The sequence below is a fragment of the Pseudomonas sp. RT4P38 genome (assembly GCF_054897765.1).
Genome location: NZ_CM142703.1, coordinates 1036621 through 1062751, shown reverse-complemented (window position 1 = coordinate 1062751; position 26131 = coordinate 1036621). Strand labels below are relative to the sequence as shown.

Here is a 26131-nt window from a genome sequence, read left to right as displayed (position 1 = left end):
GTTCCGCCTTATTTCCCAATAGCGATGTACTCATAGCCTTGCGTGGCAACCGCAACAGCGCCGCCGTTGTTGGCATAGCGACGCCCCACCCGAACAGTGGTCAAGCTCGTAGCGCCCTTATCCCAGTAGCAATTCATGCTTTGCGCACCGTCGAGGGCGCCGCGCATCACCGGGATAACCTTGTAGATGGCAGTCGGGAACGCCATAGGCAGCGGCCAGTTGACTGCGTCCGGCTGGTTGTCCGTCGCCGATCCCCACTGAATGATCCAACCACCCAGCCAAGACGGGAAAGCGACATAGCCGTTCTGACCAATACTGAAGACCACTCCCCAGCGCAGTTTTTTCGGCGTGATGATCGTAGTGTCGTCGACGCCCGCATCCGTCAGCGCCTGCGTCGCGATTTTGGCCGTGCCTTGATTGATTTCCGTGGCTTGCGCAGCCAACGCGGCCAACGCGGCAATATCAATGTTTCCCTGATTGATCGGTGCGTTCCAGGCCTTGATGCACATCACCACCGCGACGTTGCGCGTCCTGACAAACTGCGAAGCCACCGGCATGGTGCTGTAGTTTGCGGTCTTGGTCATCAATGTGTACGAGGGGTGCGGCACAGGGTTTAGAGCGCCGTCAGTATCTGTCAGATTAACAGTGAGCACATTTCCGTCACTGCCAACTAATGGGTAAACGCCGGTCGCCTTCTGCCAACTGCCAACCGCTCGGCCGGCATCCACACCGCGACCATGATCCCAACCCCGCTCATACTCGCCGCGCGTCTCCGGCAGGCGGAAATTACCCGCCCCCTCATCGCCCCGATTGAATGCACCGCCCAGGTGCTCCGCCAAATCCGGATAAGCCGCAATGCTTTTAACGCTACCGTCACGCTCCAAAAATCCCGGGGGAATCTTATTCACCGAAAACGATGCGTTGGTGCCCACCGGCAGCGCTGAGGCCTGCGCAATCATCGACTCGATTTCGGCCTTGGTGAAGGTGTCGGTGATCCCCATTCCGGCCAGCGTGGTCGGGTTCGACCCGGAAACAAACACGCCGCGATCATTCACCGTGACCTTGGTATAGGTGCCGACGACTTTGTTGGCAGGCAACAGGCCGTTAATCGTCACGTCGACGTACTGACGCGTCGCCAGCACCACGGACGGGTCAATCTTCAGCTGAATGTTCGCGGTGCCGCTGGTGATGATGTGCATCCGCACCACCTGATTGCGCCCAGATCCTTGCGCCAGCAAAGGCTTGTAACTCGGCGCCGCGTTGGCCACCGCACAAAACACCCCGTCCTTGTCTTCCAGCGCCAGCTCGCGAATCCACCAGCCGCCTACATCCGGCGGCAACACCAGCTCGGCGATCAGGATATTGGCGTCCGTCGGTGACACATACAGCTGGTTGATTTGCGCCCGATAGACTTGATTGACCAGTTGCGTTTGCGCGGGATTGGGCACTGGATCGGTGCCGTTGGCATCGCCGATCAGCATGTAGCGCGGCTCCCACGGGATACCCAGCGCGTCGCAGTTAGTTTTCTTGGCAGCCCCTAGTGTTGTGAGCATGCCGCCGAAAAGAGAGTTTGCATTAACCATGGGGGTACACGTCCAATTCGTCGAGGGTGTATTCGCTAACGCCGTGGTAGCCCTGGATCACCACGTCAATATCGGGATTGCTCCAGGGGTAAACATCGATCTCATCGCCGTCATACACAGCGACGCCGACATAGGCGTTCAATCGGGTTTCCAGCGTGATATCGAGGCCGGTCATGTGCCGAGTCACTGGCTTGGCGTCGTCGATCAGGCGTTCCAACTCCTGAAACATTTCCTCGGTGATCCCGGTGTCCAGCACGCCGACCTTCAGCGCGAAGGTGCCCGGCACGCCTTTCGGCACCGTGCGGAACCACTCAACGATTTCAATCAGGTAGCCCAAGGGCTCGACCACGCGGCGCAAAGCGCCGATGGTCCCCTTGTGGGCATGGATGTAATAAGACGCGTCGATGGCGGCCCGCTTGGTCGCCTCGGACCATCGATAGTCCCAACGATCGACTGACCACGCCCACGCCAGGTGGGGCAGCAAATGCGCCGGGCAGGTTTGAGCGTTGTAGAGGGTGCGTAGCGGGATAATCGTGCGCTCGTAAAGCCCCGCCTCCAGCGCGCGCTCCAGTTGCGTGCTATTGCTCGGCAGTAAGCTCGTCATGCTGCCCCCGCCAAGACCACGCTATAAGCGGTGCAATACGCCGCCTGAGCCTTGGTCGGGGCCAGGTCGGCCCATCCCGTCAACTCCACCCGAGAAACGCCGGCAACGTGCAACTGCGCGTCTACCGCCGAGCGCGCGACCTCGACGCCCAGCCGTTTGCGCGGATTGATCCACGCCGCCAAGCGCTTGATGGCTTCCGCCAGACTGGCGTCCCCCTCAGGCCCGGCGCCGTTCATGTGCAAAATAGCGGCGATGCTGTAGTGGATAATCTGCGCGCTCTGCACCGTCACAAAGTCCGCGAGTGGTCGCACGTCGTCATCATTCAGCTCTGTCGCCACGGTGGCCAACAGCTCAGGGCTGGCCACCCCTTCCCCTTCCGAACTCAGCACCGTTACCGTAACGCAGCACGGTGACGGGCTTTCCGCCGTGGCATCCGCCACCAGCGCCGAGGCGTTGCGCGCATGCAGGATGTAGCTGTTACGCGGCCCCGCCGTGGTCAGCCCCTCATAGGCCAACTGGATGCGCTCGCGAAACGGATCGTCCTTTTCCTTGACCTCCGGCACCGGCGGCACCGCCATCAGATCCTCGGCCTGAATCACCAGGCGCTTCAGATTGACGTTGCCCCCCAGGTGGTCAAGGTCACTGCCGATCGCATGGGCCAGTAGCAGGGCCTTGGCGGCATCGTTGACCCGGGCGCGGTTGCCGACCTTGTTGTAAGCCCCCACCTCCAGCACCTTGGTGACCGGGTCGCTTTCCAGCGTCGCCGTCCAGTTGTCGCCCATGTAGCTGCGGAACGTGCCCAGGTCTTCCTCATAGACTTCTTCGAAGTCCAGGGGCTCCAGCACCTCCGGCGCCGGCAGCGCCGACAGATCCAAGGCACTCATAGGCTCACCTCCAATAGAAAGCGGTCGCCGCGGAATTCACCGGCAATGCTCAGGTCGATTTTTCCGCCCACCACCGCCAGCACGCGCACGCTCTCTAGCTTCAGGCGCGGCTCCCAGCGCCCCAAGGCCCTGGCCGCCTCCGCTTGAACCGAGCTTTTCCAGCCGGCGTTAACCGGCAGATCGACATAGGTGCGGAGCTTGCTGCCGTATTCCGGACGGTGCCGGCGACTGCCCAGCGGCGTGCCCAAGACGTCGGCCATGGACTGCCGCAGATGCTCGATGCCGGAGATGGGTTGGCCGGTGTGGCGATCCATTCCGATCATCTAACTCACTCCAGGGGCTTGAATTCTTCGTTACCCTTCAGGTAGCTCAGGGCCTGTTCATCGGACGCCGACACTTCGACGACGCCCTTGGCCACCGGCAACGCGCGCCCGGTTTCAGGGATGATCAGCGTGCGCGACGTGTAAACCGTGTCGCGGAACTTCAACAGCAGATCCGCCGCCGGCGACTGATCGGCGGCGGGCTTATCGGTGGTCTTGGCCATGTTTTCTCCAGGCATAAAAAAGCCCGCACGCGGCGGGCAGGATGATTGAGGGTTAACTACTGCAAGTTACCAGGGCCGGCACACTTGGCCACGGCATCGGCGATCGCCTTGGGATCGCCCCCATTGCAGGTAATGGTGATATTCGTCACCACCGGACGCGTTTCACGAGCCACGTACTGGCCGTGACTCAACACTCGAACCAGCGCCTCGGCGACCACCTTGGGATCGGCCTCAGTTAAAACGATCGGCCAGCGCTCGCGCATGCGATAGGCGTCAAACTCCTGGGAAATTTGCCCCCGCAACAGCTTTACGATCACCTCTACGTCATAGACGCGCTCACGCGCTTGTTGTCCTTCGCTCATGTCGACCTCAATGCGAGTGATGATTGCTGTTACCCGTGGTGTCGAGGATCGAGGCAGCACTGGTGATGTTCTTCGTGACGTGTAACGTCCCGTCGACCACCACCGCGCCGACCAACTTGATCGCCGCTGATTTGACCGTGGCCGAATCAGCGGTCAGCGTCGCCTCGGTGCCACCGACTTTGGCCGACACGGCGTTATCCGTAACGGCCACCACCGTGCTACCGACCTTGATGGCTACCGTGCCAGTGGGCAGGGTGATGGTGTAGGTCTTGGCCGCCCAGTCGTAGACCAGCGAACCGCCATCGTCAAAACGCCAGACCTCGACGTGATCACGATTGTCCGGCTGGGCGCCAGCGTTGCCGTACAGCCCGGCGACAAAGGTGCCCATGCCGGCCTGACCGCTGGGGTTAAACAACACCCCCTGCTCGCCTAGGCTCGGCGCCCGCCAGTGCCGCGCCTTACCGGCCGCGAGGCTGTGCCAGCGTACCCAGGCGCTCGTCCACTCGCCATTCGATACACGCACCATGCCCGCCGCCAGATCCACCCCCACCACCGCGCACGGCATCAGCATGGCCGCAATCATGCGGTCATGCTCGGCGCCGGCGTAACTCACGTCAGATCCTCCGGTGAAACGGGGCCATCCCCGGGCTCGATGTCAAACACCAGGGAACCCGGCGGCTCGTCAGGCCACGGCCATTCAAGCTCCCCGACCTCAAAGGCCTGCGTCCACTGGATCGACCACATCACGAACTGTTCAAGCTCCAGCGTCGGCTCTTCCGGTTGCGCATGGATGTTCTCCGGCACCCCGGTGACAAACTCCAAACCCCACACTTGGTTATGCAGGATCACCGCCACCTGAGCGGCCAGAATGGCCGCCTGAAGCGACGCCTTGTCGCGCGTCACTTCGACCAGAATGCAGGACTGAAAACGGCCGATCAGCGCGGTTTTACCCTCGCCGCGATCCACCCCCAGCCCCATGTCCGTCAGGCCGTACAACAGCGCCGGCGTTTTGACCTCGGCGCCCAATTCAGGGAACGCCTCGACGTGCAGCACCTGGGGCAAACGCGCCTTCAGCGTTTGGGTGATCGCGTCATGTAATGTCGTCAGTTCGCTCATTGTTCACGCTCAACACTACGTCAACCATCCCAGCGCCGTCAGGCTTCAAGCGCGCGACCTTGTAGCGGCCGCCGCCCAGCTCGACCGGCAAGTCGATGGTAAGAAAGTCGCCCCTTTTGACGCCGATCACGTCGACCACCCGCGCGGTAAACGTCGGCTCCAACACGGCATCGGTATTGATCGCCGCGCCCAACTTGATCGCCCCACTTCTGCCGCCGCCGATTTCGGCGCCGACAAAAGGGGAGGCAAACGCACCCAACACCGGGCGACCATCGGCCAACAACGCCGAATCCCCCAGGCGGCTCACCAGCAAGGCGTCCATGCGATCGGCCATAGCTCGAAAACGAGCGCCCGGCATTACTGAACGATCAGCACTTCGGCATAGCCGCCGACCGAATCGGTCAACAGCTTGCCGTAGGGTGCCGAATCAGCAGTACCGGCCGGCACCAGGGCGCCCGCTTTGACGCTAGCCTTCATGCCAGCTTTCAGCGCCGCATCCGCCGGAACGCTCCAGTTGCCCCCGGTGCGGTACACGATCACCGTACCCTTAGGACCGCCCTGCAAGGGCATCACGGCCAGATCATTGATCACCTGGGGGATGCCAGCGACAGATCCGCCAGTGGGGGCCGGCAGGGTTACGGTTTCACCAGTGCTTACATAGTTGGTGGACATAGACTTTTTTCCTATCCAAAAACAACAAACCCCGCACTTGGCGGGGCTTTGGGATGGCCGGCGAGTTACGCGCCGACGGACTTGTTCAGGCCGCGCGTATCGAGCGCAGACACACCGGCGTCGATGCGAACCTTGGTGGCGATACCATCGCTGGTAAAGCCTTCCATCTGGTCGATGTACGGCACGTCAACGCCATCCAGATAGGCCACTTCGATAGTGTCGCTGCCTTGCTTCGCGGCCAGATACCAGGCCGACGACGAATTGTCGTCAAGACGCGGCTCGCCGATCACCTGGGCAAAGTTCTGGATCGGGTTGACCACGCCGGCGTTGACCTGAGCGGTCGGCACCGACGTCGAGCGGATCAACTGGTTGGCCTGATCTTCCAACGCGACCGGGCACAACAGGTACGCGGGACGCACATTCAGCGTGCGGGTCTTTTCGCCTTCTTTGGCGGGCTTGCCCTTCTGCAACGCCATGGCGGTTTTTGCCGCGCTCATAGCCGCGATCGACAGCTTGGAATCGGCACCGGTGAACAGGTTTTTGCGCGAGGCGTCGAACAGCGGTTTGCCGTCCTTCATCTTGCCGTTGTTGATCAGGGTGTCATACACCAGATCGCCGATCGTTGCGCGAGCAGCGGCACCCATCAGGCGCGGAATCGCGCTCAGCGCGTCGAGGTCGTCGTTGATGATCGCCTGACGGTTGATGCTGAAAATCTCGCCGTAGGTGGCCAGACGGATCGTCTCGCCGGTGTCGCCGAGGGTGATGTATTTGTATTCAGCACCTGGGCGAACTTCACGCAGGGTCGACATCGAACCGAGGCCGACACGGTTGGCCACCTTGAAGTCGCTCAAACGACCTTGGCGAGTCCACAGGTGATAGGTTTCCTCGGCATCCTCCCAGCCCGCCAGCAAAGAACGGTGCGAAGCATCCAGCAGGATATTGCCGAAGTCGCTGGAGTCATGGGTAAACGCCAGACCGACCATGTCCATCGGGCGCAGGGTTGCCACACCAATGCCGCGATCTGCCAGCGACGCGCGGGCCAGTTCGCGCAGGGTCATGTGGTTGTAAGCGTTATCCGCTTGGTTGTCTTCGATGCCGAGGCGCCCCAACAACGAAGCCTGCACCGAATCGCCCACCAGATTACCGTTGCTGACATGGCCCGGGTGACGCGGGGAGCCGACCGGCGCGGTTTCCGCACCCATCGCCGTCAGCAGTTGCTCGCGCGCTTGGGCGACCGTGCAATTGACGTCATCTTGGCAAGTGCGCAGCAACTGCGCATGGGCGGCGCCGAAAGCGCCGAAGGCCGCCACAATACTACCGCGACGGGCAACGTCGTCCGCCAGCGCCTGAGCGCGGATTTGGTCAAGCGTCTGGTTTACCGGCGCAGGGGCCGGTGCGGGAGCAGGAGCAGGTGCAGGTGCAGGTGCGGGTGCGGGTGCGGGTGCGGGTGCGGGTGCAGGGGCCGGAACCGAGCCGCGCGGATTCATCAAGGTGTGCATTGTTTGAGGCATGCTGGTGTATTCCTCCAGGCGTTTCGAATTGAGTTGGGCGGCGGCCTTGATAGGGTCTAAAACCTGATCCGCGAAGCCGGCCGCCACCGCTTCGTTTCCGTCCATCCACGTTGTCACCTTGAGCATTGCCGCGATTTCCTCGGCAGACTTGCCCGTCTTGCGTGAATACGCCTGCACCAACGTGCCCTCGACCTTGTCGAGTAAATCCGCGTATTCGCGCAGGTCGTCGGCATCCCCGATCTGCCCGCCCCATGGCTTGTGGATCATCATCATGGAGTTGGCCGGCATGTAGATCACGTCGCCCGCCATGGCCACGACACTGGCCATTGAGGCGGCCATACCGTCGATGTAAACCTCTACACGGGCTGAATGACCGCGCAGAATGTTGTACATGGCTGTACCGTCCATCACGTCACCGCCACCGGAGTGAATCCGCAGGTTGATCTGTGACACGTCACCGAGCGCCGCCAGATCGCGAGCGAACTGCCGGGCCGAGATACCCCACGCACCGATATCGTCATAGAGCATGACTTCAGCCACACCCCGCGACGCGGCGCGAATGGAGTACCAACTTTCCTCGGGCTTATTCGTCGGGCTTATCGACGCCCGTGGCCGCATCAGCGGCCCTTTGTTTTTCGTCATCATTGGGCTGATTCTTCCCGTAGATTTGGTGGTAGTAGTCCGAGCTGAACACCAGCCCGCTCTCGCGGTTCGCGGCGATTTCCGACTTGCGCGACGCCTTGAGTTCTGAAGGATTGCGCTGCCGCGATCTGGCCACCTCGGCCTCGTCGGCAAAGCCGGACTCAACCAGAAGTTTCCACGCCGTAGCCTCATGCACCGGATTGATCCAGGGCATCACCGGGCCTTGATAAAACGCCCCATAAATCGTGCGCGGATCGATGTCGACGGGAACAACCAGTTGGCCGCTCAGAATCGCCATTTCGAGCCACTTGCGATAAACCGGACGACACCAGTAGTCGATGAATTCGTGCTGCAGCAGGTCATAGCCCAACTGGCCTTCGACCAACTCCTGACGCTGCGCCGAGTAAGTGCCGTCGTAGCTGCGCGCCACACTGGAATACGTGCCCCGCGTACCTGCCGCGACCGCCTTTAGCTGGCCATTGCGGAACCCTTCAAGGAACGGATTCGGCCGGTTGCTTTCGATCATCCCGACGTCTTCACCGGGCAACAGCGTGTCGATCACGATGCCGGGCGCGATTGGGAATGTTCGCTCTGCGCGTACCTGACCTTCTGCCGGCGGGATGTAATCGTCTGGAAGCCCCTTCTTGATGTACATGGCCAACGCCGCACTGATGCGCGCCGCGACCCGCTCGCTTTCCTCGTAATCCTTGATATCCGCCAAGCGGATCAAAACCGCGTGTAGCAACGGCTGGCCACGGTTCTGGCCAATGCGTTTACGGTGCGCGATATGAATCATCTGCTCGGCCGGGACGCGCTTGGTGTTCTGCGCGAAAACGCCGCGCTGATCCCCTGGGTGGGACTTGAGCAGGTGGTAGGCGCGCTTCCGACGCCACTCATTGCGCTCGACGCCTTGGACGATGCCCTTGGACAGGTCGGTGTATTCGACGGGCAGGTAATCCGGCTCCAGCAGCTCTAAGGCAAACGGCACGCCGTGCAGATGGGTATAACCAGGCACCTTGCCCATCAGCATCTGCGCCAAGGCCTCGCCATCGCGCAACCAGGTGCGACATACCAGCCGCTCCATCTGCGGCCGGCTCAGTTCCCCGGACGCCTCGGGCTTGAGCGACCATTCCCCCCACAGCGACTTGACCGCTGCCGCAAACGCGACATTGATTGTGCCGTCGTAACCCAGCGGGATCGGCTCCACCGCAATACCCGGGCCGCCCACCACCCGTTCTTCCAGACGATCAAACAGACCCGTGACAATGTCGTGGTCTTCGTCCAGCTTGCGGCACTGCTCACGCAGTGATTTCAGCGTTTTGTTCAGCGAAGCATCAGCGCTTTTGGTTTGCTTCTTGGCCTTGTGCGTGCGGGTCACCGTGGCGGCTTCAAAGGCCATGATCACGTTCCGCGCCCGCAGCCGCTCGGCCACCATCTGGGGAAAGAGCGGTGCAAGGGCTTTATCCAGCAGGTTCAATCGAACGTCGCCAGGGAATGCCCCGGACGCCCCCTGCGCTGCTCTTGAGCCAAACGGCGCTCCCACTTCTCACGATTGGCAGTGATATCCCGCAATTCGACCATCACCGTCTTGCGGTCTTTGAATCCCATTTCCTTGGCAAGCAAAACGGCTTTCTCGGCCTCAATGTAGAGGTCGACCATTTCCTGGGCGCTTACACCAGCCATGCGCTCGCTCCTGTTTCAACCCAGCCGCCGGCGGCAGGCTGGTGGTCTGGTTGGGGTTGGATCGGCACCGGGGCCGGTTCAGGCTCAGGCTCGACGGCCGGGGCTTGTGGTTCGCTGTGATCGTCCGAATCATCTGAGTCGTCCGGCTCGTCTGGGTCGTCCGGCTCATCCTCGTCACTCGCTGCCAAGTTATGCCGGGCCAGATACTCCAGATCGAGGCCGAATTTCTCCTGACAGATGCGCAGCGCTGCCAAGGCATACACAAAGCAGTCGAGCGCCTCGTTGCGCTTCTTGCTGGCATCCCAGCGAAGCACGCGGCGCCCTCGGGCCATGATCCATTTCTTGGTTTCACTGGTGAGCTGCTTCAGCTCGTCGCCGTCACAGATCAGGTCATCGGCAGGAAAATGCACCAGACCCGGCACCGGACGATTGCCGTCCGGCTGTAGCTTGAGGCGGTTGTAGATCACCTCTTTGGCGTTGTCGGTGCCGACCTCGGTCAAGTAGGTCTTGGACTTCTTTTCTTTGCGCCGTGGGAAGCTCGCAATTGGCTTGCCGTAGGTACTGGCCCCGAAGATCGGGATCACCCAATGCACGCCATGCTTGCGGCTTTCAGCCCGAACAGCGTCCGAGTGGTGGCCGCCGGAGTCCCAGCACCAACGCTCGACCCGCATTACCGCACCGTCTGCACGGGTGTACATGCGGTGCAGCTCACGTCCCACTTTGCGCTTGAGAACCGCGCTTGATGGATCGCCGTACAGAATCTTGCGGTCAATCAACCACGCTTCTTCGCCGGCACCCCAACCCCAGACACGCAGCTCGTAACGGTCGTCTTGGGTGTCAATCGAGCCGGTCAAGACCACCACGCGCGGCGGCACTTGGGCGGCGTAAACCTCACGCCGAGCGTGCAGCAGCTCCCAGTCGACTTTCTCGGTCTGGTCTTCTTCCCATGTCTCGCCCAGCGTGGTGTTGGTAAACGTCTTGAGTTTGCCCCGATCCTTGCCGGCCTTGACGCGCTCGTCGGCGATCTTCACCCAGGTGGTGAAGGTCGAATACACCGTCCAGATATGGAACGTGAGCCGGCGCGGTGTGCGCATCGGCGCATCATCCGCTTCGAACCATTCCATGCTGTCGCGCGTCCAGATCCCGGTTTTCTCGCAGATGTACCGGCCGACTCGGGACGCCTCGATCATCTCGTGATGTTCGAAGGTGCAGCCGTTACCGGACTCGCACAGATACCAGGCCTTGATAACCTCGCCGCGCTCATCTTTCAGCCACTTGATGCCAAGCGGCTCATCTGGCCCGCCCCACTTCAGCGTCTGCTCAGTGCGACAGTGCGGGCAGCGAATGTGAAAGCGCATCAGGTAGGCCGATTCCTCGGCCGCCCGTGTGATCTGGCAGGATCCAGCCAGCTTGGGCGTGGAACCGCGAATCGACTTCGGGTAGGTCGCACCCTCAAGGCGTTTATCGCCAAGAAAAGTTGGCGAACCCTCGCCGTCGATGTCCTCATCGAAGTTCGACAGCTCGTCATAACCCACTTCGTCCGGGCTTTTCTCCCGGTAGTTACCGCCGGCTGTACCACCCAGCCACCAGAGAACCTTGCGGTTCTCGAAGACCTTGGATTCTTGGGTGTTGTCGCCGTGTTTCTTTCCGCACCAGGGCGCAAGCGCCTTGATCACCGGCACGTCGCGAATCATCGGATCGACGTGCTTTTTCATGATGTCTTTGGCGTCGTCGTCGGTCGGACTCCACATGCAGACGCTGCGCTTTTTGTGCTCGATCTTGTAGGCGATGTTCGCCACCAACATCTTGGTGTAGCCAACCCGCGCCGACTTCAGCAGGTTCAGTTCTTCGATCAGGTCGTTGCCCATGGCGTTCAGCAAGGGCACCTGAAACGCCTCGGTCGTCCACTTACCTTCGCCGTAGGACGACTCAGACGACATGTAGAAATACTTGTCTGCCCACTCGACCGCCGTCAGGGGGGCATCTTTTTGAAGGCTCTTCAGCCCGCGCCGGACAGCGTCAACCAGTGGCCTCATCCAAGGAGGCGATGTACTCATCCAAAAGCTCCGGTATGCGGTCAGCCAACCCGACAGCAGCGTTACGCGTAACGGCAATCTCGGTCTCGACTGCATCAAGGTGACGCACGGCGATATCGGGGTGCTTACGCTTTACGCTTTTGGGGATGGTGTTAAGGGTTGAGGCCAACTGCGCCGACAGGCTGGATAGGGCAAAAATCATAAAACCGACCGGTACCAGCTCCTTGTCGCCAACCTTGTTTTTGCGTGCCTGGGCGTCGGCCTGCTCTCGGGTCAGCCGCAGTCGCTCGCAATCGATCTTGTAACCAATGAGCGGGTCGACTTCTTCGGAGCCGGGTTGCTGCTTTCCACCCTGATGCTTCAGGCGGTTATCAATCACTGACCGGACATCAAAGAATGCTTCTCGGCCGATCTTGGCGACGGGCGTCACCCCCCATTTGTCAAAGGCTTGCACCGTAATACCAAGGCTGTCGGCCATGCTCTTTTTGTTCAGCCAGAACGGCTGACGCGTGATCGTCGTGATCTTCGAAGACATAACAACAACCAACCTCTGGAAAAAGGTCATACATAGCGAAGAAGCGGGGCCCGAATTACCCCCTATGGGGGTGGGCTCTGGGAGTACCTTTTGGTTTTCGCTCGTCCCGGCCTGTCAAGCGGGAATTACACGGAAGTCAGCTTTTTTGTGTCTCTTCCCTTTGCCTTACATCTCCGTGGCACAGCCCCTTAGGTGCTACCAGCATCGGGGAGTTGAGATCTGCCGGCCATTGAATTGAAACCGTCTGGCGGGCCGTTCAATGGGTCGTAGCAAGCCATGAGCTCACCATCTTCGTTGAAGTAAAGGTTGATCAATCGCTCGGGGTTTGATGGAGTGCCGTCTCCGCGCATAGCGCTGACCCAAATCAGCGAAACACGCGCAGCACTCGGAGTTAGGTGACATTCAATGGCCATGGAAATCTCCCAAAAGATTCTTGCAACACTGGATAAGCTCGATGGCGTGTTCCGCCGACACGATCAGCCAGGATCAAATAGCTCAGCGCTTGGCCAGGTTCGATCTCTCTGCATTGATCTGAAAGGTCATCACGGATACATCACAGAAAAGGCCAGCCGTATTTCGCAATTGGCAGCGATTTACTACAGCGACCGGAAGCACCTCAAATATCCCGGCGGACATGAATCGTTGATGGCTGAAATGAATTTTCAATTGCCAAATGTCATTCGCAGCCAAGTGCATCACCTGGACGGGATATCTCTCGAACATCAGGACGACGATTACGACTGATCACCTCTTGGCCGTCGCCCGTGCATCGGCGAATGCCTGCGCGACCTCGGCCGAGTAGCCGGCTTTCACGATGTTCTGACCGATCTTGAAGAACGGGAAAATGGTGCGGTAGCGCGGCGCCGAGGAACTAAAGATGAAGACCGGCCGGACCGCATCGCCCATGCCCATCGACTTGCGCTCCCACACGGCCCGCGTGCCATCCACATCACCCGAGAAAAACCGGTGGGCATTGCCCTTGGCCTTGCTTCGGGCGCTGCCGGTGGCATTGGCCTGATAGCCCGATCGCATCTCGGCCGCACCCAACCCCGACAGAATCTTGGTCATGGTACCGCGCGACACGTTGCCGTATTGGTTCATGAATGACGTCGTGGGCACCGCGTACTCGCCGGCCTGCATGATGCCGCGAGCGATCAGCGCTTTCTCGAAACGCTTGTGGGGTCGCAGGCCACCGCTGACCGCCTGCTGAAGGTAGACATCGGCGGGCACGCCGGACGCCCATGAGTCCTTGAAATACACCTGCGCCGGCGCACTCTTGGTGGCCACCTTCACAAACAGGCTGTTCAGGGTCGTCGGGGTCGGGCGATCAAGCCGAGTCTTCATCACCGGCAGCATGCCTTTCTTCACCCGCTGGGCCAGCCGGGTAGCTGCAAGCATCTGCACAAACGGCAACTGCCGATGCTCGATGTCGTCCAGCTCCCAGAGAAGCGGTGCCGAATCCAATCCAAAGCCTACTCGGAACATTGCGCCACCCTCCCCTGAGCCAAGGCCTTACCGATCGCTCACATTTCCTGTTGTTGATGGGGCGTTAACTCCCGCCTTCCTCGCCAAAAACTGCGTGTACAGCCCGCCCGCGACATCGGCGCCAATAACCGCGATTACAATGCCCAATCCGGCTGCCAAGTACAGGTTGTTCCAAAGAGCCATTGCAAGCAGCAAAGTGGCCATACCCAACAGACCGGATGCGAGAAACCGCAAGGCCACACGCTGCAGGATCTGACGCAATCCAAGATCGCTTCCCGATGCTCTCAACATCTCTCCTGACAAGCCCGCCATGCTCAGCAGTATCAACAGCCAAAGGGGGACGTCGGAAAGAGCCTGATGCTCCGTATTCATCTGTATTCCTCTATAGGTTCGGCCTCCATGTCACTGTCATCCGCGTAGAGCAAAGAGCCAGGCATGGGGCCGAAAACGAAAAAGCCCCGCTCAATGGCAGGGCTTTAAAAAAACAATATCCTAAATCAACTACGCCGCCCGTTGAGAACCTCAGCGAGCTCTGCTACTCCAAAAAAACCGTAGTCGTTATCGCTCATCTTACTAGAGCGAATCTCGTCAAACACTGCGAGCATACAGCGGTAACTATCAGTAGTACTCCTGTGAGAATTCAAAATCCGGCCGGTGAACTCGGACCAGCGTCCAAGATCCTTCACAAGAATTCGAGCGATGGAAAGATACTCATGCTCATTGTTGCCATCAAAGCCAGGGAATTTCACATCCTTACCAAAAGGGTCAGCAGCGTCAGCTAGGGCTTTACGCCCATGCTCGTCAAGCTCCTCAAATGCCCCCTCCAAAAGTGACCACATTTCTAGCACTTCAGCGACGTAATTTACGCTCTCTGGATCTTCGCCCGTCTCATCAAATAATCCCGGATATTTCCATTTCAAAGCCCATCCCTGTCCTTCGGTCACCATCCGCTGAATAAAATCAGGATCAACGTCGCTCTGTACTTTTAGGTGCGAGTGAAGGTCAGTTAGCAGGGTAACAATAAGTTTTTGCTGATTCGAAAATTCCATCTCAGTCCTCGGCACAAAAATCTAAGCAGCTCCAAAACGGTAGCCGGCCTCGATAGTAGGCGAAGATTAGAGATAAAAGATGACTCATAGCAAAAAGCCCAGCGCGATGGCTGGGCTTTCTCTGTGGTGTCGCGCTGAAACAGCTGAACACCGTGCCATGAAAACAGGTCGTTATCCGCGAGGAAAGACTTTTTTACGCAGCTTCGCGGATTCCTTCCAGTGCACAATCAATCCAGGCTACACCGGCTTTGATGACCTCCCGCGCCTTCGCCTCGCCGATGCCGTTCTCCCGGGCGATTCGCAGGGCAGGCCACTTGGCTCCGAAGTAGAGCCAGATGAAATTGCCCATCTGATCATCACGTTTGATCAGGCGAGAAACCGCGCCATCCACAGCCAGAGCCAGGTCATCTGTCAGCGAGTATTCCTTCGCGCCTCCCTCGCACGGTGTGTTGTCGCGAATCAGAGCGTACAGCGGCGAAACGTAACGCGGCACGCCCATCCCATCCATCCGCCAATGCCCCCACTGCTCCAGCAGCCACTCGGTATCCCCAAGGGGTTTGCCAATATACGTTCGATTCTTCATGCGGCTTTCCTCGGGGTTGGTTCGTCCATGCCAAACAGCTCACGCAGCAGCTTGTCGGCGATCTTGCTTTTTGCATTGCCCTCGCCGATCCAGAGGCGGGCGAACGCCTCGAACCCCGAGCTCGCCCGGGAGGCGTGCCAATCGGCAACGATGTCCATGAAGGCAGCAGAGCCGATACGGCCATTGATTTTTTCCAGCAGCAGGCGGTTGCCCTGTTTCAGAAACTTGCACTCGATCGCCGTGAGGCTTTTGCGCGGCAATGCCGCTGTCACGTTATTCATTGCCGTCTCCAGACTGGTCGTTGGGGGTGGTGCTCGCCATGGCCTCGGAAGCCGTTTTGATTAATAACCTCCTCCCTTGCAATGGACACTGTGAAACGCTGGAAGCCTTGTCTGTCATGGTCTGATCGCCATTTTCTGGGTCTGCGCATCCCGCATATGTCCCACCGTGAAGAAGGGTAAAACCACGTTCATCGAGCCAGTCGTGCCAGGCTTCCAAGGCCTTGCGCTTCAGGGCTTCCGCCGTGGTGTGGATGTAGGCCTGATCGAGATCCTTCATGGCGTGGTTCAGTAGCAGTTCGCCCACCATGTAATCCGCGCCCAAGTCAGTCCAGGCGGTGCGGGCTACCTTGCGCAGGTCGTGGCTGGACCACTCGCCTTTGCCGAGTTCAGCAAACAAGGTGCTGGCCTTGGTCGCGCTGATCGAGGCCCGGGCACTGCCGGGGAACAGGTGCGGTCCGTCGTACCCCGCGGCCTGCTGAAGTGCCCGGTATCGACGCAGCAGCGCGCAGACCTGGTCGGTCAGTGGCAGCGTGTGCTCGCTCTTGGTCTTAGTGTCCGGAGCCGGAATGAACCATTGTCGGGCAGATACGTTGATGTTCTTCCACCGCGCCATTCGGGTTTCCCCGATCCGTGAGCCGTGGCAAAGCATCATCAAGGCAAGCATGCAGCCCGCCGGCGTCTGTTCGAATCGCTCATCCAGCACCGGCAACAGCCATTCCAGATCGGAACCCCGCAGCCTCGCCGGCTTGGCCTTGATCTTCGTCTGCACGAAGTCGCCGAACTTCAGCGCCGTCATCGGGCTGGCCCCGATCATCGACAGCCTGAGCGCCTGCCGATGGGCCACGGCCAACACACCGTAGACCGAGCGCACGAACGACAGCGCGTAACGCTCTTGCATCGGCCAGAGCAGCAGCCGATCCAACGTCGGGCGATCTAGCTCGAGCAACGGCACCGCCGATAAGCATGGCGCCAGGTGGCACTTGATCGCCGACTTGGCGCTGGCCTTGCGTTTGGCCGACAACCCTTTATCGCGGGTCATGCGGTCGACGTACCAGGCCAACAGGTCGCCGACGGTCCGCCAACTGGTGGTGGTGGAAACCGATTTAGGTTCTGCTGACCGGCGAGCCAGAATGGCTGGCAACGTGGCCAGCATCGTCTTGGCGTTGATGTCGGGATAATTCCCGGCCTTGCCCCAGGCGCCGGACACAACGACGTGCCAGGAGCCTTTGGCGCGATCGACCGTCGAATAGCGGAACCGCAACGACGGGTGTCGAGGGTCACGCAATTGACGGATCTGGCCGGGACCATGCCGACGAATCTCGGCTTCGGTCAGGGTTACCTGCAAAGTCTTAGGCGCGGGCATAGCGATCACCCTTCCCTTTGTACTGGCTGGCGAAGGGACGCTTCATTTCGACCTCTTCATTGGAAGGCTCGCGGCCCGCGAAGTTGACGAATCGGGCGAACTGACCTTGCTGCTGGACGAGACACGAACTGACCGGTGCGTGCCTGCACTTGGGCATGATCAGCTCTGTGACGCCGTTCTGGCCCTCCTCACTGTCCATGTCGCGGTGAACCAGGATGATGCAGTGGGCGTCCGCCTCGATCTGACCAGAGTCTCGCAGGTCCGACGCGATGGGCTTTTTGCCAGGGCGCTTGGTCGAGTCTCGGTTGAGCTGGGCCAGCAGGATCACCGGCACGTTGAGCTCTTTGGCGATGTTGACGATCCCAGTCGAGATCTTGCCGAGCTCCGCGGTGCGGTTGAACGCCTTGCCGTCCGAACCAATTAGGCCGATGTAATCGATCACCACCACATCGAGACTGTGGTTTCTTTGGATCTGGCGGCAGATGCTGCGAATCCGCGCGACGGTCAGGCCCGACTTGTCACTGACATACAGCGGGGCGTCCATGAGCTTGCTGACTGCCGATGTCAGTCGAGGCCAGTCCTCATCTTGAAGCTGCCCGTCGTCGAGTTTGCGTAAGTCCACCCCGCCAATGGACGCCAGCGCGCGATTACCCAGTTCCTCCTCTGGCATCTCTAGGGAGAACACCATTCCAACACCGGCGCCAGAACAGGCGATGTGCTGGGCGATCTGCAAGCCGAGCGTGGTCTTGCCGCTGCCGGGCAGGCCGGCCACGATGGTCACGGTCTTTTTGCGCAACCCGCGGATCATCTTGTCCAAATCCACCAGTCCGGTGGAGAGCCCTGATTGCACGACTCCATTGAATTTGGCGTCGATGATGTCAATGTTGCGGGCCACCACTTCGTCCATGCGTTTGTAGTCCGGTTCGCCAGTGTCCAGGTCGCGCAGGTCGGCCATGGCCTGCTGGGCACTGGCGATGATCTCTGCAACCGGCCGGTTTTCGCTGGCTGAGTCGCGCAAGGCATCAGCCGCATCCACCAGCCGCCGCAACACAGCGCGCTCCCTCACGGTTCGGGCGTATGCCTTCCAGTTGGCAGTGCTGGGCGTGTTCTTCGCCAGCTCGCCGGCGTAGGCCAGGGTCACATTGCCGCTCGGCAGGTAAGACTGGAATCCGTGGAGCGTCACCGGGTCAATCGGGGCGCCGGTGCCGTGCAGGTCGATCATCACCTGGAACAGTGCGGCGTTTTCCGGATCATGAAAGTCCGCCGTGGTCACGCTGGTAGTGATCGAATCGAACAGGTTGCCATCCAGCATCAGAGCGCCGAGCAATGCATGCTCTGCCTCATCGCTGTACAGCTCGCGAAAGTCGCTCATGCGCGCCTCCGATCGGATTCCCAGGTAAACCCTGCCAGCAACGCCTTGTTCTCGCGCAGCCGGTCGAGCGCCCGCTCTCCGATGTACTGACCGAGCCCCCTGGCGTCCATGTTCGAGACCACCACTGTCGGCCTGACCAACTGATACCGGCGATCAAACACTTCATGCAGCATTGCCAACTCGTAAGCCGTGCCAGCCTGGGCGCCTACTTCATCGATCACCAACAGGTCGAAGTCGGCCAGCTCGGCAATCACATCACGCTCGCTGTACCCGGCGCTACGATCCATTGAGCCTTTGAACACCCTGATGATTTCGGCCGCCGACGTGATGACTGCGATCGCACCGAGCTGGCGAACAATCTGCTGGACGATGCTGGTGGCCAAGTGAGTTTTCCCGGTACCGACGTTGCCGCACAACAGCAGGTTCCGCCCGTCAAGGTAGTGGGCCCCGAAGTCGTCGGCGTAGCCCTGGCAGATCAACAAGGCCTGCCCCATGGCGGTGTTATCAACGCGGTAGTTCGCGAACATGCTGCCAGCGAAGCGCGGCGTGATGCCGGAGCCCACCAGTGCGGCGTTGACCCGCTCGGCGGCAACGTGGGCCACCGCCTGCTTGTGCTCTTCGCTATCCACAGGCGCAACACGGAGGGCCTGCCACTGGCACGCCTTGCAAGGGCGGACCTGCATCGCCTCATCAAACTGCTCGACCTCGGACCGGTCGATATCGCCATGCACCAGGCAGCTGCCCGAGAACATACGGGTTGCTGGCTGGCGACGAAAATTAGAACGCTGGGCCATTGCCGCCTCCTTGGTACATGTCTTCGGTGTGAACTGGCAGGTTGGTGTAGGCCGCAGCCTTGGTTTTTTTTGCTCCAGCACCTGGCAACACCGACTCCGGATAGATATCGCTCCAGGAGTTGGTGGTTGAGGTGTCCAGAACGGCATCAGGCTCGGGGTGATTGGCTAGCTTCTTGGCGATCAGTTGACAGGCGCGCTCAGTCAGATCCTTGCGCTTGGCTTTCCGCATTTCGCAGAACCCTGCCCAGGCTTCGGTCGATACGTTCTCAGGCCTGGCAGTCAGTGGATCGAACTTCTGAGCCTTTCCTTTTCCCAGCGTCTCCGGCGCCTTGGCGCCTTCTTTTTGGTTAAGGATGGTTAATGGGTGGTTAATGGATGGATTGGGTGCACGCTGTGCACCCCGTTCGGTCGTGGCGTGCACCCCGTTCTGTTCTGGCGTGCACCCCGTAGCGTCTTGAGGTGCGCCCCGTTCAGCACGGGGTGCATCGTGTGCACCCCGTGAAAGGTCAAGGTCGTAGCACACCGGAACACGATCACGCTGAGTGATGTATGCAGCCGCAACCGCCTGATTCCCGCGGGCGATCAGACCCATTTTTTCGAGGTCTCGAAGGCGATACTGCACGGTGCGAGGGGCTAAGCCGGTGTCGAGTGCCAGACTTGAAACCGCAGGGAAAGCCGCGCGGCCCGACTGATCGGCATAGTTGGCCAAGCACAGTAGGACGTGTCGCGAATGTGACTCCGTGACGACCTGCTGTGACAGCGCCCAGGCCATAGCTTGAACACTCATATGTCGAGCTCCCGGCAGACTCGACGCACGAAATCGTCGTAGTATTCAGCCATCACTAATCCCTGATTCTCCAGAGCCTCGCGGTAGGCTTTGGCGCTGCCGTACAGAACCCAGCGTTCACGCTCTGGTAGACCTTTGAGCGCGGAGTAGCTCGGCCAGGGTCCGGCGATTACCGACACCGGCCCTTTCTCGGCGGTTGTTGTATGCGGTCGAATGCTCATTGCACTGTCTCCCAAGCAGGGAGCTGCTCAACATCCTGTTCCAGCACCAGCTTCTCAAGGCGAACTTGCATCACCGCCTTGCGCAGCGCCTCGGCATCCATACCCGTGAAGCGGCGAAGAAGCACTCGCAGCGCAACGCAGGCGTGGGCAACTTCAAACTTCGCATCGTGCAGGCTTCCCTCACAGACTTCGTCGTCGAAAAGTATCTCCTGAGCCAGATCGACCCCGGTCCACGCCTTGTAAGCCAGTTGATCGTTGGTGAATTGCTCCATATGCGCGTCGTCGATCAGCGTTGACTCTGTCGACAGCGGTGTTTTGTTTTCGCTCATGCGGAAGTCCTCCGGCGCAGCTTGAAGCGGCCTTGCTGAATATCTGGATGGGTCGCGCGCTCGGCGGTGACGAACGTGCACTCGGCGGCGAACCGGTCGAAGCGTCGGGTGATGTCAGCCTTGGGCCAGATTGCGTAAGGCTGGCCACCGTCGTCTGCGTGCTTGCTGCGCACCATGGCGAACGGCAATAGAGCACCAGGAATGTCTCGCATCACGGCGTTGATCACCCACTGGGGGATGCCGTGGCGAAGGTTGATGCGCGCGCGAATCGAGGTCATCGACTCGAAGCCCGCGGGCATTGAGTCCAAGTACCGGACCTTTTCTACGCTGGCTACGCGGCTTTCGATGCCTGCCACCGTTTGCTCGGTCTGGACCTGTCGCCGTTCCATGTCGACCAGCAGGTTGGCACTTGCAGCGATCAGTTGAGCCTGGCTCATCGGGCGTTGATAGTTGCCAGTCTTGCGGATGCTCGGCAGGACATCACGCACTACCCACTCCTCGAATGCCTCAGCAGCCGGCATCTTCGATCGCATAATCAGACGATAAACATCACGCTCCGGCATGACCTTGGTCATCTGCTCCCCACCCGTGGAAGGGGTGAGGATTTCCCTCACCCCTTTGCAATGGGTGCGCACCGCCTCATGTGGGTTGGAGTACTCAAGCAGATCGGCGACATCCTTGGCCACGAACCAAGGCTCGCCCTGATCATCAGTGATGACACGGATTCCGGTACCGCGGAAATCGAACGGGGTCAGATTCATTGCGCAACCTCCAGCAAATCTAATTGCGTCTGAAGATCAGCAACCTGGCCATCCACATAACTCCCCCAGTCATAGCCGAGGAACGCGCCTAAATCCGCAAGAGTTTTGACGTTGCGCGCCTGATTATGCAGTACGTCGAACTTGATCGACTGTACGACTGCTGTGATGTGCTCCAGTCGCTCGGAAGTCGCGCGTAGTAGATCTAGCGCATCGATAGCTGCACCTAATGTGGACACAGCACCCTTTGTTTTCGAGCAAGCCGATCCCGGTCCCGCATTAGCGCAGGATTGAACATTTGTCATGGGTTAGCGCTCCTGACTCGTCAGGAATGCATCGACGGGTTCTGGGTCCCAACGGACGGAGCGACCGAAGCGGATCGGCTCGGGGAAACCAGGCGTCTTAGACCAACGCCACCAAGTGGCACGGCTAACTTGGTATTTCGCGCAAAGTTGGGCCGTTGTAGCGCGGGCACCAGGAATAGGCAGACTGTGCGCAACGTTATTGCGAGTGGCAGTTTGTTCCATAGTCGATCTCTCCAAAAGCGGAAAAACCGAGGGGGTTCGAGCTGCAAGTCATCGGAAACAGCACTACTGGATAGGATTCCAGTGTTGTGCAATGTTCCTTCAAGTACTACAGTCCGCCCGAGCTTTACCTTTTACGGTAAAACCGTAAAAAGCAAACTCATTGAAGCCGTCTCAAATGCTTCTCCCCTCGGGGTTTTGTACTGGCCTAGCTGGTGCACAGAGGGCGTTCTAGCGTCCTTTCCCGAGCAGCCCCTGGAGGTCGAAGACCAGGGGCTTTTCTATGTCTGTGATTCCAGCTGTCAGCAATTCTGTGAGCAAACACTAACCAATGGGTTATCAATGTGTTTCATTCACCAGCAGAACGCTTTAGGCGTGCTCGCATGGTAGCGGCGCCTTTCAAAAAAAAGAACAAGTTTTTTTGAATTCTTCGCGTGCACTTTGCATAACTTCTATCCCCGTACACTTTCAGTGTAAAACTCGTTGTTTCATCTTGTTCCATAAACGCCCACAAGCAACTGCGCCCCCCTAGATGACCATCGATCCAGGCTCATCAACCGCTCATCGAATCCACTGATAGGCCCGTCCTACGGGGGCTTTAGAGGCCATATATAGGTCCTCAACCGGCGATAGCATGAAACGAAGGTTGCCGCTGCAGAAATACACGTCACGGATGTACGTCACGATTTTCACATTAGCGAAAACGTGTCGCGACACAAAACACGATTAACTAAAACGTGTCGCGACACGGAATAGAGCGCACAAAAATAGGTCATGACCCGCTCCTCTTTTACACTCAAAGTGTAATTAACAACATAAAGTGCAATTATACGTTGTCACTTACAAGACCTTAGCGCTAATAGCATTAGTTACCCGCATCGAGCAGATCGGCCACATCTTTGGCCACAACCCAAGGCCCGTCCTGGCCATCGGTGATGACACGGATATCGTGTACCGCAAAATCGAAGGGGGTTCAGACTCATTGATCGCCCCCGGCTGATTTGTCTACCTGGTCGATCAAAGTTGCGAATTCGTCACCACGGCTCATCAACTCAGCTCCGATGAGCCGAAGACCTGCGGCAAGACCACCCACTACGTATCCATCTAACGCCCTTTCGCAGAGCTCTGGCTCTTCGGCTCCGGCCACCCCGATAAACTTGGCTAGGGCATCAATGAAATACCCGGAGTTGCTCATGGCCTCAGCCTCAATCTTGAGGCGAGCCGTTGCTATCGAAGCACCGCTCATGAGGTCACCTTGAAAGGAGCGCGCGACACATTTTCGAAATGGGCGCTTTGTGTCGCAGCGCCGCTAGCATCCAGTTCTTTGTGCCAGTCTTCGATCAGGCAGTCGATGCTGTTGGCATGATCCATGGCGACAAACGCGCCCAGCGCAGCAAGGCGTGCCGTGTCCGAATAACCCTGGGCACCCTTCTTCAGCGAATTGAAAAGAGCCTCAAGTTGTTGAGTTGTTTCACGACAGCCCCTTAGCGAATCAAGGGCGTCTTCTGCTATTGCGCGCGCCGAACGAGTGGAAGCGCTCATGCTTCACCGCCCTGTAGATTGCCGAACTCGACGCCTAGAGTTCCGGAGTCGACAAATGCCTTGGCCGAGTCGATCAAGAACCGGATACCGTAGATTTCGTTAGCATCCATGCCATCCTCAAGAAGGCGATCGAGGATACTTGTTGCCGCCACCAGCAGGTTACTCGAGGAGCTGAGCGCTTCGCTGACAGGCATTCCCGGACGGACTTCAAGCAAGCCGATAGATTTGTCGGTGCTGTCAAAGGTGTGGAATGACGACCTAGTGGTGAGCAGGACCTCTTGCAGCTTTAGTGGCGTGATGCTATTTTTTGGGTGCATTGATTCGTCTCCTACGGACGAAGAAGTATCAAAGACCCCCGGCAAGGGGTCGGTTAAGAAGCCCGCCTACGAAGCGGGCTTTTTGTTGCCCGGAAAAAAGTCAGCCGGTCAGCAAAAATAGGGAGGACTTATGCGGGCTCAAGGAAACTCCTTTTTATCTAACGGGCAAACTCGAGCCTATTGGAAGGCCCAGATCAAGGCTTATTGCTTATGGTTGCGTAATCGTGAATTTAAATTCCACCCAACTCAGTAGCTTTACTGGTCACTGGTCACTATCCGGCCTGCTGTGTTAGAGCCAAGCCAAGTCTCAGCCAGGCGCAGAATTCGCGTAAGCCCATAATTTAGGCTGTTCATTTGTACAGCCCCCACCCTAACCAGCACTGGATGCGTGTACAGAGCCATCAGGCCCAGATGCGAATCGCGGTAAATCAGTGGAAGATTCACCTACCTTGTGGCGAGCTTCGAACTGAGCAATCAGGTCGCACAGCGAGGAAGCCTTAATAGCGCCTTGAGTGGCAACCTCAGCAAGAAGTGCTTTTTCAGGGCTGACCTTCTGAGAACCAGAAAGCCAGTAAGAGACGGTTGCCTGAGACACGCCCAAGGCTTTGCCGGTCAGAGACTGACTGCCAAAAAAATTAATTAGTAAGTTTATGTTTTTAGCCACAACCCCAGCCTCTGATAAGTCTTTTTATAGACTGCACAGAAGCAAACTTCTTTGCAACCCCATAAGCATTTTTATAGGATCAGAGAATGAACCTATCCGAACGAATTAAGCTGGCCCGCAAAAAAGCGGACCTGACTCAATCTGAGCTAGCCGAACTAGTCGGCATCGCACAGACCGCGATCAGCCAGCTCGAATCCGGGAAGACTCTCAGATCCTCATATCTGATTCAGATAGCTCAGGCGTGTTCGGTGAACAGTGTCTGGCTGGCTTCCGGGGAAGGCGATATGCATTCCCCGGAGGACTCGAAAGCTCTCTGGCCAGCCATGATTGATGAAATATTCGATGGGGAGCATGAAGACGATGCATCGCTCAATATTGCATTGCGAGAAAGGATTCAAGCGCTCCAAGCTGCCAGTAAAATCGCCCCGTCCGATTCCTCTTTTGCCACTGATATCCCTTATCTGATTGAGCTCGACGACCCTAACGACCCTAGCAAAACGGTGGTCGAAATTAGCGCGAGAACTTCACTAATGCTCAACGATGAAATTTTGAAGAAGCAGGGGGTATCAGCAGAGAAAGCAGTTGCAGCAGCAATCTCCGGAAACTCAATGAGCCCGGTACTGCATGACGGGAGTTCCGTCGTAGCGGACATGGGCCAAACACTAGTGACCGATGGGAAAATGTACGTACTTGATCATGGCGGGCAAGTCCGGGTGAAGGCCCTCTACAGGCTTCCTGGTGGAGGGATTAGGGTCCGGAGCTACAACCTCGCAGAACATCCTGACGAAACGTACTCTGCGTCTGAAATTGAACAGGCTCGGATTAAAATCATCGGTCGCGTGTTTTGGGGCGCCTCTTTCTTCTGACCATTCCACCCCAGCCATCAAAACCCGCCGAGTGCGGGTTTTTTTACGTCATCAGAAGCTTACTAATTTAGATATAACAATACTTCTTGACGCTCTTTATCAATCTGCTTATATTTTCTCTATCAAACGACGACGGGAGCAGGATGCGGATGAGCGTGGTTATCAACTTTGGCAAGCTGGAAGGTACGACTGGAGTGCTGGCTGAGCAGGAGATGCGTGCAGCGCTGGCCATCTGCTCCGGCCTTGCAAACAAGGAAATCGCCCGAGTGATCGGCTGCGCTCCGGGGACCGTCAAAAAGTCCATTGAGCGTGTGTTCTATAAGCTAGGTGTAACCAGTCGCTCTGCGGTTCCAACAGAGTTGTTTGGTCGAGGAATTGCACGGCACATCGCAGTCGGCCTAATAGCAATGATCGGCGCCCACGCCATTTTCGGTGACGACATCGGAATGCGAATCCGCCGCCCAGGCGAGCGCCGCATCGAAACCAGCTCGGCCGTCCGCCGCATCGAGAGCGTACAGACCGTTTAACTCAACCTGATTTTTGCGAAAGCCAACAACGCGGCAGGCCCTCGGCTTGCCTGAAGAAATCCAAAAAGGAGCATGACCATGTTGATTCTCACCCGTAAGCCAGGCGAAACGATCCGCATCAACGACGACATCAGCATCACGGTGCTCGGCGTCAGCGGCATGCAGGTTCGTCTAGGTATCGCCGCACCAGAAGCCGTCGAGGTCCACCGTGAGGAGATCTATCAGCGAATCCAGGCCAGCGGGGCCCAGGTCGAGCAAGTCATCAGCGTTCAGCACGACAGCCAGCGCGGCGTCACCTGCGGGATCGTGAACAACACCGGCATCAGCTGCCTGCCCGATAGTTCGCTCGCACATCTAAATGTGACCCCAAGTCACGTTAGGGACGAGCCAACACCAGCGGTCGCATCGGCCCCACGCCCACAAGAAGAGAGGTTCCGGCTATGAGCCAGCGCACTCCAAGAGATACCCCTGTGGGAGCGGGCAATGAGTTCGCGAGC

35 protein-coding genes and 1 pseudogene are annotated in these 26131 nt (G+C 58.7%); 4 read left to right on the top strand and 32 right to left on the bottom strand.

Going from position 1 to position 26131, the window contains the following annotated elements; genetic code table 11:
• Positions 1-8 precede the first annotated feature (8 nt).
• The 15 genes from ACYZT7_RS04850 to ACYZT7_RS04780 form a co-directional block, all read right to left on the bottom strand.
• Positions 9-1583 (bottom strand): phage tail-collar fiber domain-containing protein, encoded by a 1575-nt coding sequence (locus ACYZT7_RS04850; protein WP_462040167.1) that lies wholly within the window; start codon positions 1581-1583, stop codon positions 9-11.
• Positions 1576-2187 (bottom strand): phage tail protein I, encoded by a 612-nt coding sequence (locus ACYZT7_RS04845; protein WP_462040166.1) that lies wholly within the window; start codon positions 2185-2187, stop codon positions 1576-1578. Before ACYZT7_RS04845 ends, ACYZT7_RS04850 begins: the two co-directional genes overlap by 8 nt.
• Entirely contained in the window at positions 2184-3071 is an 888-nt protein-coding gene (locus ACYZT7_RS04840) for a baseplate assembly protein (protein WP_462040165.1), read from the bottom strand. The genes ACYZT7_RS04845 and ACYZT7_RS04840 overlap by 4 nt, the downstream gene beginning before the upstream one ends.
• Positions 3068-3394 carry a GPW/gp25 family protein gene (locus ACYZT7_RS04835; RefSeq protein ID WP_462040164.1) on the bottom strand — a complete coding sequence of 109 codons (327 nt, stop codon included), beginning with the start codon at positions 3392-3394 and terminating at the stop codon, positions 3068-3070. The genes ACYZT7_RS04840 and ACYZT7_RS04835 overlap by 4 nt, the downstream gene beginning before the upstream one ends.
• Positions 3395-3399: 5 nt before the next feature.
• A complete protein-coding gene (locus tag ACYZT7_RS04830) occupies positions 3400-3615 on the bottom strand; it encodes a hypothetical protein (protein ID WP_462040163.1) in 216 nt (71 codons plus the stop codon).
• Positions 3616-3671: 56 nt separating this feature from the next.
• Positions 3672-3977, bottom strand: coding sequence for a hypothetical protein (locus ACYZT7_RS04825; RefSeq protein ID WP_462040162.1), 306 nt, complete (start codon positions 3975-3977; stop codon positions 3672-3674).
• A gap of 7 nt (positions 3978-3984) precedes the next feature.
• Positions 3985-4590 carry a phage baseplate assembly protein V gene (locus tag ACYZT7_RS04820; RefSeq protein ID WP_462040161.1) on the bottom strand — a complete coding sequence of 202 codons (606 nt, stop codon included), beginning with the start codon at positions 4588-4590 and terminating at the stop codon, positions 3985-3987.
• Entirely contained in the window at positions 4587-5093 is a 507-nt protein-coding gene (locus ACYZT7_RS04815; protein WP_462040160.1) for a hypothetical protein, read from the bottom strand. Before ACYZT7_RS04815 ends, ACYZT7_RS04820 begins: the two co-directional genes overlap by 4 nt.
• Positions 5068-5427: a head-tail joining protein gene (locus ACYZT7_RS04810; RefSeq protein WP_462040159.1), complete on the bottom strand. Its 360-nt coding sequence runs from the start codon at positions 5425-5427 to the stop codon at positions 5068-5070. The genes ACYZT7_RS04815 and ACYZT7_RS04810 overlap by 26 nt, the downstream gene beginning before the upstream one ends.
• 23 nt (positions 5428-5450) lie before the next feature.
• Complete coding sequence (locus ACYZT7_RS04805; RefSeq protein WP_462040158.1) at positions 5451-5765, bottom strand: hypothetical protein; 315 nt, start codon at positions 5763-5765, stop codon at positions 5451-5453.
• A 65-nt stretch (positions 5766-5830) separates the two neighbouring features.
• On the bottom strand, positions 5831-7921 hold the full coding sequence (locus tag ACYZT7_RS04800) for a ClpP-like prohead protease/major capsid protein fusion protein (RefSeq protein WP_462040157.1): 2091 nt from the start codon (positions 7919-7921) through the stop codon (positions 5831-5833).
• Complete coding sequence (locus ACYZT7_RS04795) at positions 7860-9395, bottom strand: phage portal protein (protein WP_462040156.1); 1536 nt, start codon at positions 9393-9395, stop codon at positions 7860-7862. The genes ACYZT7_RS04800 and ACYZT7_RS04795 overlap by 62 nt, the downstream gene beginning before the upstream one ends.
• Complete coding sequence (locus ACYZT7_RS04790) at positions 9392-9601, bottom strand: primosomal replication protein PriB/PriC domain protein (protein WP_462040155.1); 210 nt, start codon at positions 9599-9601, stop codon at positions 9392-9394. The genes ACYZT7_RS04795 and ACYZT7_RS04790 overlap by 4 nt, the downstream gene beginning before the upstream one ends.
• On the bottom strand, positions 9589-11658 hold the full coding sequence (locus tag ACYZT7_RS04785; protein WP_462040154.1) for a phage terminase large subunit family protein: 2070 nt from the start codon (positions 11656-11658) through the stop codon (positions 9589-9591). Before ACYZT7_RS04785 ends, ACYZT7_RS04790 begins: the two co-directional genes overlap by 13 nt.
• Positions 11621-12172: a terminase small subunit gene (locus ACYZT7_RS04780; protein ID WP_462040153.1), complete on the bottom strand. Its 552-nt coding sequence runs from the start codon at positions 12170-12172 to the stop codon at positions 11621-11623. Before ACYZT7_RS04780 ends, ACYZT7_RS04785 begins: the two co-directional genes overlap by 38 nt.
• Positions 12173-12577: 405 nt before the next feature.
• Between ACYZT7_RS04780 and ACYZT7_RS04775 the strand changes: the two genes are divergently transcribed.
• Positions 12578-12916: a hypothetical protein gene (locus ACYZT7_RS04775; protein WP_462040152.1), complete on the top strand. Its 339-nt coding sequence runs from the start codon at positions 12578-12580 to the stop codon at positions 12914-12916.
• Here ACYZT7_RS04775 and ACYZT7_RS04770 read toward each other — a convergent pair whose 3' ends face one another.
• The 17 genes from ACYZT7_RS04770 to ACYZT7_RS04690 form a co-directional block, all read right to left on the bottom strand.
• Positions 12917-13657, bottom strand: a complete 741-nt coding sequence (locus ACYZT7_RS04770) for a hypothetical protein (RefSeq protein ID WP_462040151.1) — start codon at positions 13655-13657, stop codon at positions 12917-12919.
• Positions 13658-13684: 27 nt separating this feature from the next.
• Positions 13685-14029 (bottom strand): phage holin family protein, encoded by a 345-nt coding sequence (locus ACYZT7_RS04765; RefSeq protein WP_462040150.1) that lies wholly within the window; start codon positions 14027-14029, stop codon positions 13685-13687.
• A gap of 125 nt (positions 14030-14154) precedes the next feature.
• A complete protein-coding gene (locus ACYZT7_RS04760) occupies positions 14155-14706 on the bottom strand; it encodes a YfbU family protein (RefSeq protein ID WP_462040149.1) in 552 nt (183 codons plus the stop codon).
• Positions 14707-14899: 193 nt separating this feature from the next.
• The gene (locus tag ACYZT7_RS04755) at positions 14900-15289 is read right to left on the bottom strand and encodes an antiterminator Q family protein (RefSeq protein WP_462040148.1); all 390 of its coding nucleotides are present in this window, start codon (positions 15287-15289) and stop codon (positions 14900-14902) included.
• The gene (locus ACYZT7_RS04750; RefSeq protein WP_462040147.1) at positions 15286-15570 is read right to left on the bottom strand and encodes a hypothetical protein; all 285 of its coding nucleotides are present in this window, start codon (positions 15568-15570) and stop codon (positions 15286-15288) included. Before ACYZT7_RS04750 ends, ACYZT7_RS04755 begins: the two co-directional genes overlap by 4 nt.
• Positions 15563-16933 (bottom strand): tyrosine-type recombinase/integrase, encoded by a 1371-nt coding sequence (locus tag ACYZT7_RS04745; RefSeq protein ID WP_462040146.1) that lies wholly within the window; start codon positions 16931-16933, stop codon positions 15563-15565. The genes ACYZT7_RS04750 and ACYZT7_RS04745 overlap by 8 nt, the downstream gene beginning before the upstream one ends.
• Entirely contained in the window at positions 16920-18305 is a 1386-nt protein-coding gene (locus ACYZT7_RS04740; protein ID WP_462040145.1) for a replicative DNA helicase, read from the bottom strand. The genes ACYZT7_RS04745 and ACYZT7_RS04740 overlap by 14 nt, the downstream gene beginning before the upstream one ends.
• A complete protein-coding gene (locus ACYZT7_RS04735) occupies positions 18302-19099 on the bottom strand; it encodes an ATP-binding protein (RefSeq protein WP_462040144.1) in 798 nt (265 codons plus the stop codon). Before ACYZT7_RS04735 ends, ACYZT7_RS04740 begins: the two co-directional genes overlap by 4 nt.
• The gene (locus tag ACYZT7_RS04730; RefSeq protein ID WP_462040143.1) at positions 19083-19886 is read right to left on the bottom strand and encodes a helix-turn-helix domain-containing protein; all 804 of its coding nucleotides are present in this window, start codon (positions 19884-19886) and stop codon (positions 19083-19085) included. The genes ACYZT7_RS04735 and ACYZT7_RS04730 overlap by 17 nt, the downstream gene beginning before the upstream one ends.
• Positions 19883-20107 carry a hypothetical protein gene (locus ACYZT7_RS04725; RefSeq protein WP_462040142.1) on the bottom strand — a complete coding sequence of 75 codons (225 nt, stop codon included), beginning with the start codon at positions 20105-20107 and terminating at the stop codon, positions 19883-19885. The genes ACYZT7_RS04730 and ACYZT7_RS04725 overlap by 4 nt, the downstream gene beginning before the upstream one ends.
• On the bottom strand, positions 20104-20436 hold the full coding sequence (locus ACYZT7_RS04720; protein WP_462040141.1) for a hypothetical protein: 333 nt from the start codon (positions 20434-20436) through the stop codon (positions 20104-20106). The genes ACYZT7_RS04725 and ACYZT7_RS04720 overlap by 4 nt, the downstream gene beginning before the upstream one ends.
• Positions 20433-21197: a BRO-N domain-containing protein gene (locus ACYZT7_RS04715; RefSeq protein WP_462040140.1), complete on the bottom strand. Its 765-nt coding sequence runs from the start codon at positions 21195-21197 to the stop codon at positions 20433-20435. Before ACYZT7_RS04715 ends, ACYZT7_RS04720 begins: the two co-directional genes overlap by 4 nt.
• Positions 21194-21499 carry a hypothetical protein gene (locus ACYZT7_RS04710; RefSeq protein ID WP_462040139.1) on the bottom strand — a complete coding sequence of 102 codons (306 nt, stop codon included), beginning with the start codon at positions 21497-21499 and terminating at the stop codon, positions 21194-21196. The genes ACYZT7_RS04715 and ACYZT7_RS04710 overlap by 4 nt, the downstream gene beginning before the upstream one ends.
• A 1198-nt stretch (positions 21500-22697) precedes the next feature.
• Positions 22698-22964, bottom strand: a complete 267-nt coding sequence (locus tag ACYZT7_RS04705; RefSeq protein WP_462040138.1) for a hypothetical protein — start codon at positions 22962-22964, stop codon at positions 22698-22700.
• Positions 22961-23260 carry a hypothetical protein gene (locus ACYZT7_RS04700; RefSeq protein ID WP_462040137.1) on the bottom strand — a complete coding sequence of 100 codons (300 nt, stop codon included), beginning with the start codon at positions 23258-23260 and terminating at the stop codon, positions 22961-22963. The genes ACYZT7_RS04705 and ACYZT7_RS04700 overlap by 4 nt, the downstream gene beginning before the upstream one ends.
• The gene (locus ACYZT7_RS04695) at positions 23257-23577 is read right to left on the bottom strand and encodes a DUF3077 domain-containing protein (RefSeq protein WP_462040136.1); all 321 of its coding nucleotides are present in this window, start codon (positions 23575-23577) and stop codon (positions 23257-23259) included. The genes ACYZT7_RS04700 and ACYZT7_RS04695 overlap by 4 nt, the downstream gene beginning before the upstream one ends.
• 370 nt (positions 23578-23947) lie before the next feature.
• Positions 23948-24241, bottom strand: coding sequence for a Cro/CI family transcriptional regulator (locus ACYZT7_RS04690; RefSeq protein WP_462040135.1), 294 nt, complete (start codon positions 24239-24241; stop codon positions 23948-23950).
• Positions 24242-24327: 86 nt separating this feature from the next.
• Here ACYZT7_RS04690 and ACYZT7_RS04685 point away from each other — a divergent pair, with 86 nt between their 5' ends.
• The 3 genes and pseudogenes from ACYZT7_RS04685 to csrA form a co-directional block, all read left to right on the top strand.
• A complete protein-coding gene (locus tag ACYZT7_RS04685) occupies positions 24328-25107 on the top strand; it encodes an XRE family transcriptional regulator (protein WP_462040134.1) in 780 nt (259 codons plus the stop codon).
• A gap of 149 nt (positions 25108-25256) precedes the next feature.
• Positions 25257-25634 carry a LuxR C-terminal-related transcriptional regulator gene (locus ACYZT7_RS04680; RefSeq protein WP_462040133.1) on the top strand — a complete coding sequence of 126 codons (378 nt, stop codon included), beginning with the start codon at positions 25257-25259 and terminating at the stop codon, positions 25632-25634.
• Positions 25635-25712: 78 nt separating this feature from the next.
• Positions 25713-25871: pseudogene (gene csrA, locus ACYZT7_RS04675) on the top strand (carbon storage regulator CsrA); the annotation flags it as partial.
• Between the last annotated feature and the right edge of the window lie 260 nt (positions 25872-26131).

Bases quoted from the DNA above. Each gene is read 5' to 3' on its own strand.
- ACYZT7_RS04850 (WP_462040167.1), bottom strand. From the start codon at position 1,583: ATGGTTAATGCAAACTCTCTTTTCGGCGGCATGCTCACAACACTAGGG.
- ACYZT7_RS04845 (WP_462040166.1), bottom strand. From the start codon at position 2,187: ATGACGAGCTTACTGCCGAGCAATAGCACGCAACTGGAGCGCGCGCTG.
- ACYZT7_RS04840 (WP_462040165.1), bottom strand. From the start codon at position 3,071: ATGAGTGCCTTGGATCTGTCGGCGCTGCCGGCGCCGGAGGTGCTGGAG.
- ACYZT7_RS04835 (WP_462040164.1), bottom strand. From the start codon at position 3,394: ATGATCGGAATGGATCGCCACACCGGCCAACCCATCTCCGGCATCGAG.
- ACYZT7_RS04830 (WP_462040163.1), bottom strand. From the start codon at position 3,615: ATGGCCAAGACCACCGATAAGCCCGCCGCCGATCAGTCGCCGGCGGCG.
- ACYZT7_RS04825 (WP_462040162.1), bottom strand. From the start codon at position 3,977: ATGAGCGAAGGACAACAAGCGCGTGAGCGCGTCTATGACGTAGAGGTG.
- ACYZT7_RS04815 (WP_462040160.1), bottom strand. From the start codon at position 5,093: ATGAGCGAACTGACGACATTACATGACGCGATCACCCAAACGCTGAAG.
- ACYZT7_RS04810 (WP_462040159.1), bottom strand. From the start codon at position 5,427: ATGGCCGATCGCATGGACGCCTTGCTGGTGAGCCGCCTGGGGGATTCG.
- ACYZT7_RS04805 (WP_462040158.1), bottom strand. From the start codon at position 5,765: ATGTCCACCAACTATGTAAGCACTGGTGAAACCGTAACCCTGCCGGCC.
- ACYZT7_RS04800 (WP_462040157.1), bottom strand. From the start codon at position 7,921: ATGATGACGAAAAACAAAGGGCCGCTGATGCGGCCACGGGCGTCGATA.
- ACYZT7_RS04790 (WP_462040155.1), bottom strand. From the start codon at position 9,601: ATGGCTGGTGTAAGCGCCCAGGAAATGGTCGACCTCTACATTGAGGCC.
- ACYZT7_RS04785 (WP_462040154.1), bottom strand. From the start codon at position 11,658: ATGAGTACATCGCCTCCTTGGATGAGGCCACTGGTTGACGCTGTCCGG.
- ACYZT7_RS04780 (WP_462040153.1), bottom strand. From the start codon at position 12,172: ATGTCTTCGAAGATCACGACGATCACGCGTCAGCCGTTCTGGCTGAAC.
- ACYZT7_RS04775 (WP_462040152.1), top strand. From the start codon at position 12,578: ATGGCCATGGAAATCTCCCAAAAGATTCTTGCAACACTGGATAAGCTC.
- ACYZT7_RS04770 (WP_462040151.1), bottom strand. From the start codon at position 13,657: ATGTTCCGAGTAGGCTTTGGATTGGATTCGGCACCGCTTCTCTGGGAG.
- ACYZT7_RS04765 (WP_462040150.1), bottom strand. From the start codon at position 14,029: ATGAATACGGAGCATCAGGCTCTTTCCGACGTCCCCCTTTGGCTGTTG.
- ACYZT7_RS04760 (WP_462040149.1), bottom strand. From the start codon at position 14,706: ATGGAATTTTCGAATCAGCAAAAACTTATTGTTACCCTGCTAACTGAC.
- ACYZT7_RS04755 (WP_462040148.1), bottom strand. From the start codon at position 15,289: ATGAAGAATCGAACGTATATTGGCAAACCCCTTGGGGATACCGAGTGG.
- ACYZT7_RS04750 (WP_462040147.1), bottom strand. From the start codon at position 15,570: ATGAATAACGTGACAGCGGCATTGCCGCGCAAAAGCCTCACGGCGATC.
- ACYZT7_RS04745 (WP_462040146.1), bottom strand. From the start codon at position 16,933: ATGCCCGCGCCTAAGACTTTGCAGGTAACCCTGACCGAAGCCGAGATT.
- ACYZT7_RS04740 (WP_462040145.1), bottom strand. From the start codon at position 18,305: ATGAGCGACTTTCGCGAGCTGTACAGCGATGAGGCAGAGCATGCATTG.
- ACYZT7_RS04735 (WP_462040144.1), bottom strand. From the start codon at position 19,099: ATGGCCCAGCGTTCTAATTTTCGTCGCCAGCCAGCAACCCGTATGTTC.
- ACYZT7_RS04730 (WP_462040143.1), bottom strand. From the start codon at position 19,886: ATGAGTGTTCAAGCTATGGCCTGGGCGCTGTCACAGCAGGTCGTCACG.
- ACYZT7_RS04725 (WP_462040142.1), bottom strand. From the start codon at position 20,107: ATGAGCATTCGACCGCATACAACAACCGCCGAGAAAGGGCCGGTGTCG.
- ACYZT7_RS04720 (WP_462040141.1), bottom strand. From the start codon at position 20,436: ATGAGCGAAAACAAAACACCGCTGTCGACAGAGTCAACGCTGATCGAC.
- ACYZT7_RS04715 (WP_462040140.1), bottom strand. From the start codon at position 21,197: ATGAATCTGACCCCGTTCGATTTCCGCGGTACCGGAATCCGTGTCATC.
- ACYZT7_RS04710 (WP_462040139.1), bottom strand. From the start codon at position 21,499: ATGACAAATGTTCAATCCTGCGCTAATGCGGGACCGGGATCGGCTTGC.
- ACYZT7_RS04705 (WP_462040138.1), bottom strand. From the start codon at position 22,964: ATGAGCGGTGCTTCGATAGCAACGGCTCGCCTCAAGATTGAGGCTGAG.
- ACYZT7_RS04700 (WP_462040137.1), bottom strand. From the start codon at position 23,260: ATGAGCGCTTCCACTCGTTCGGCGCGCGCAATAGCAGAAGACGCCCTT.
- ACYZT7_RS04695 (WP_462040136.1), bottom strand. From the start codon at position 23,577: ATGCACCCAAAAAATAGCATCACGCCACTAAAGCTGCAAGAGGTCCTG.
- ACYZT7_RS04685 (WP_462040134.1), top strand. From the start codon at position 24,328: ATGAACCTATCCGAACGAATTAAGCTGGCCCGCAAAAAAGCGGACCTG.
- ACYZT7_RS04680 (WP_462040133.1), top strand. From the start codon at position 25,257: ATGAGCGTGGTTATCAACTTTGGCAAGCTGGAAGGTACGACTGGAGTG.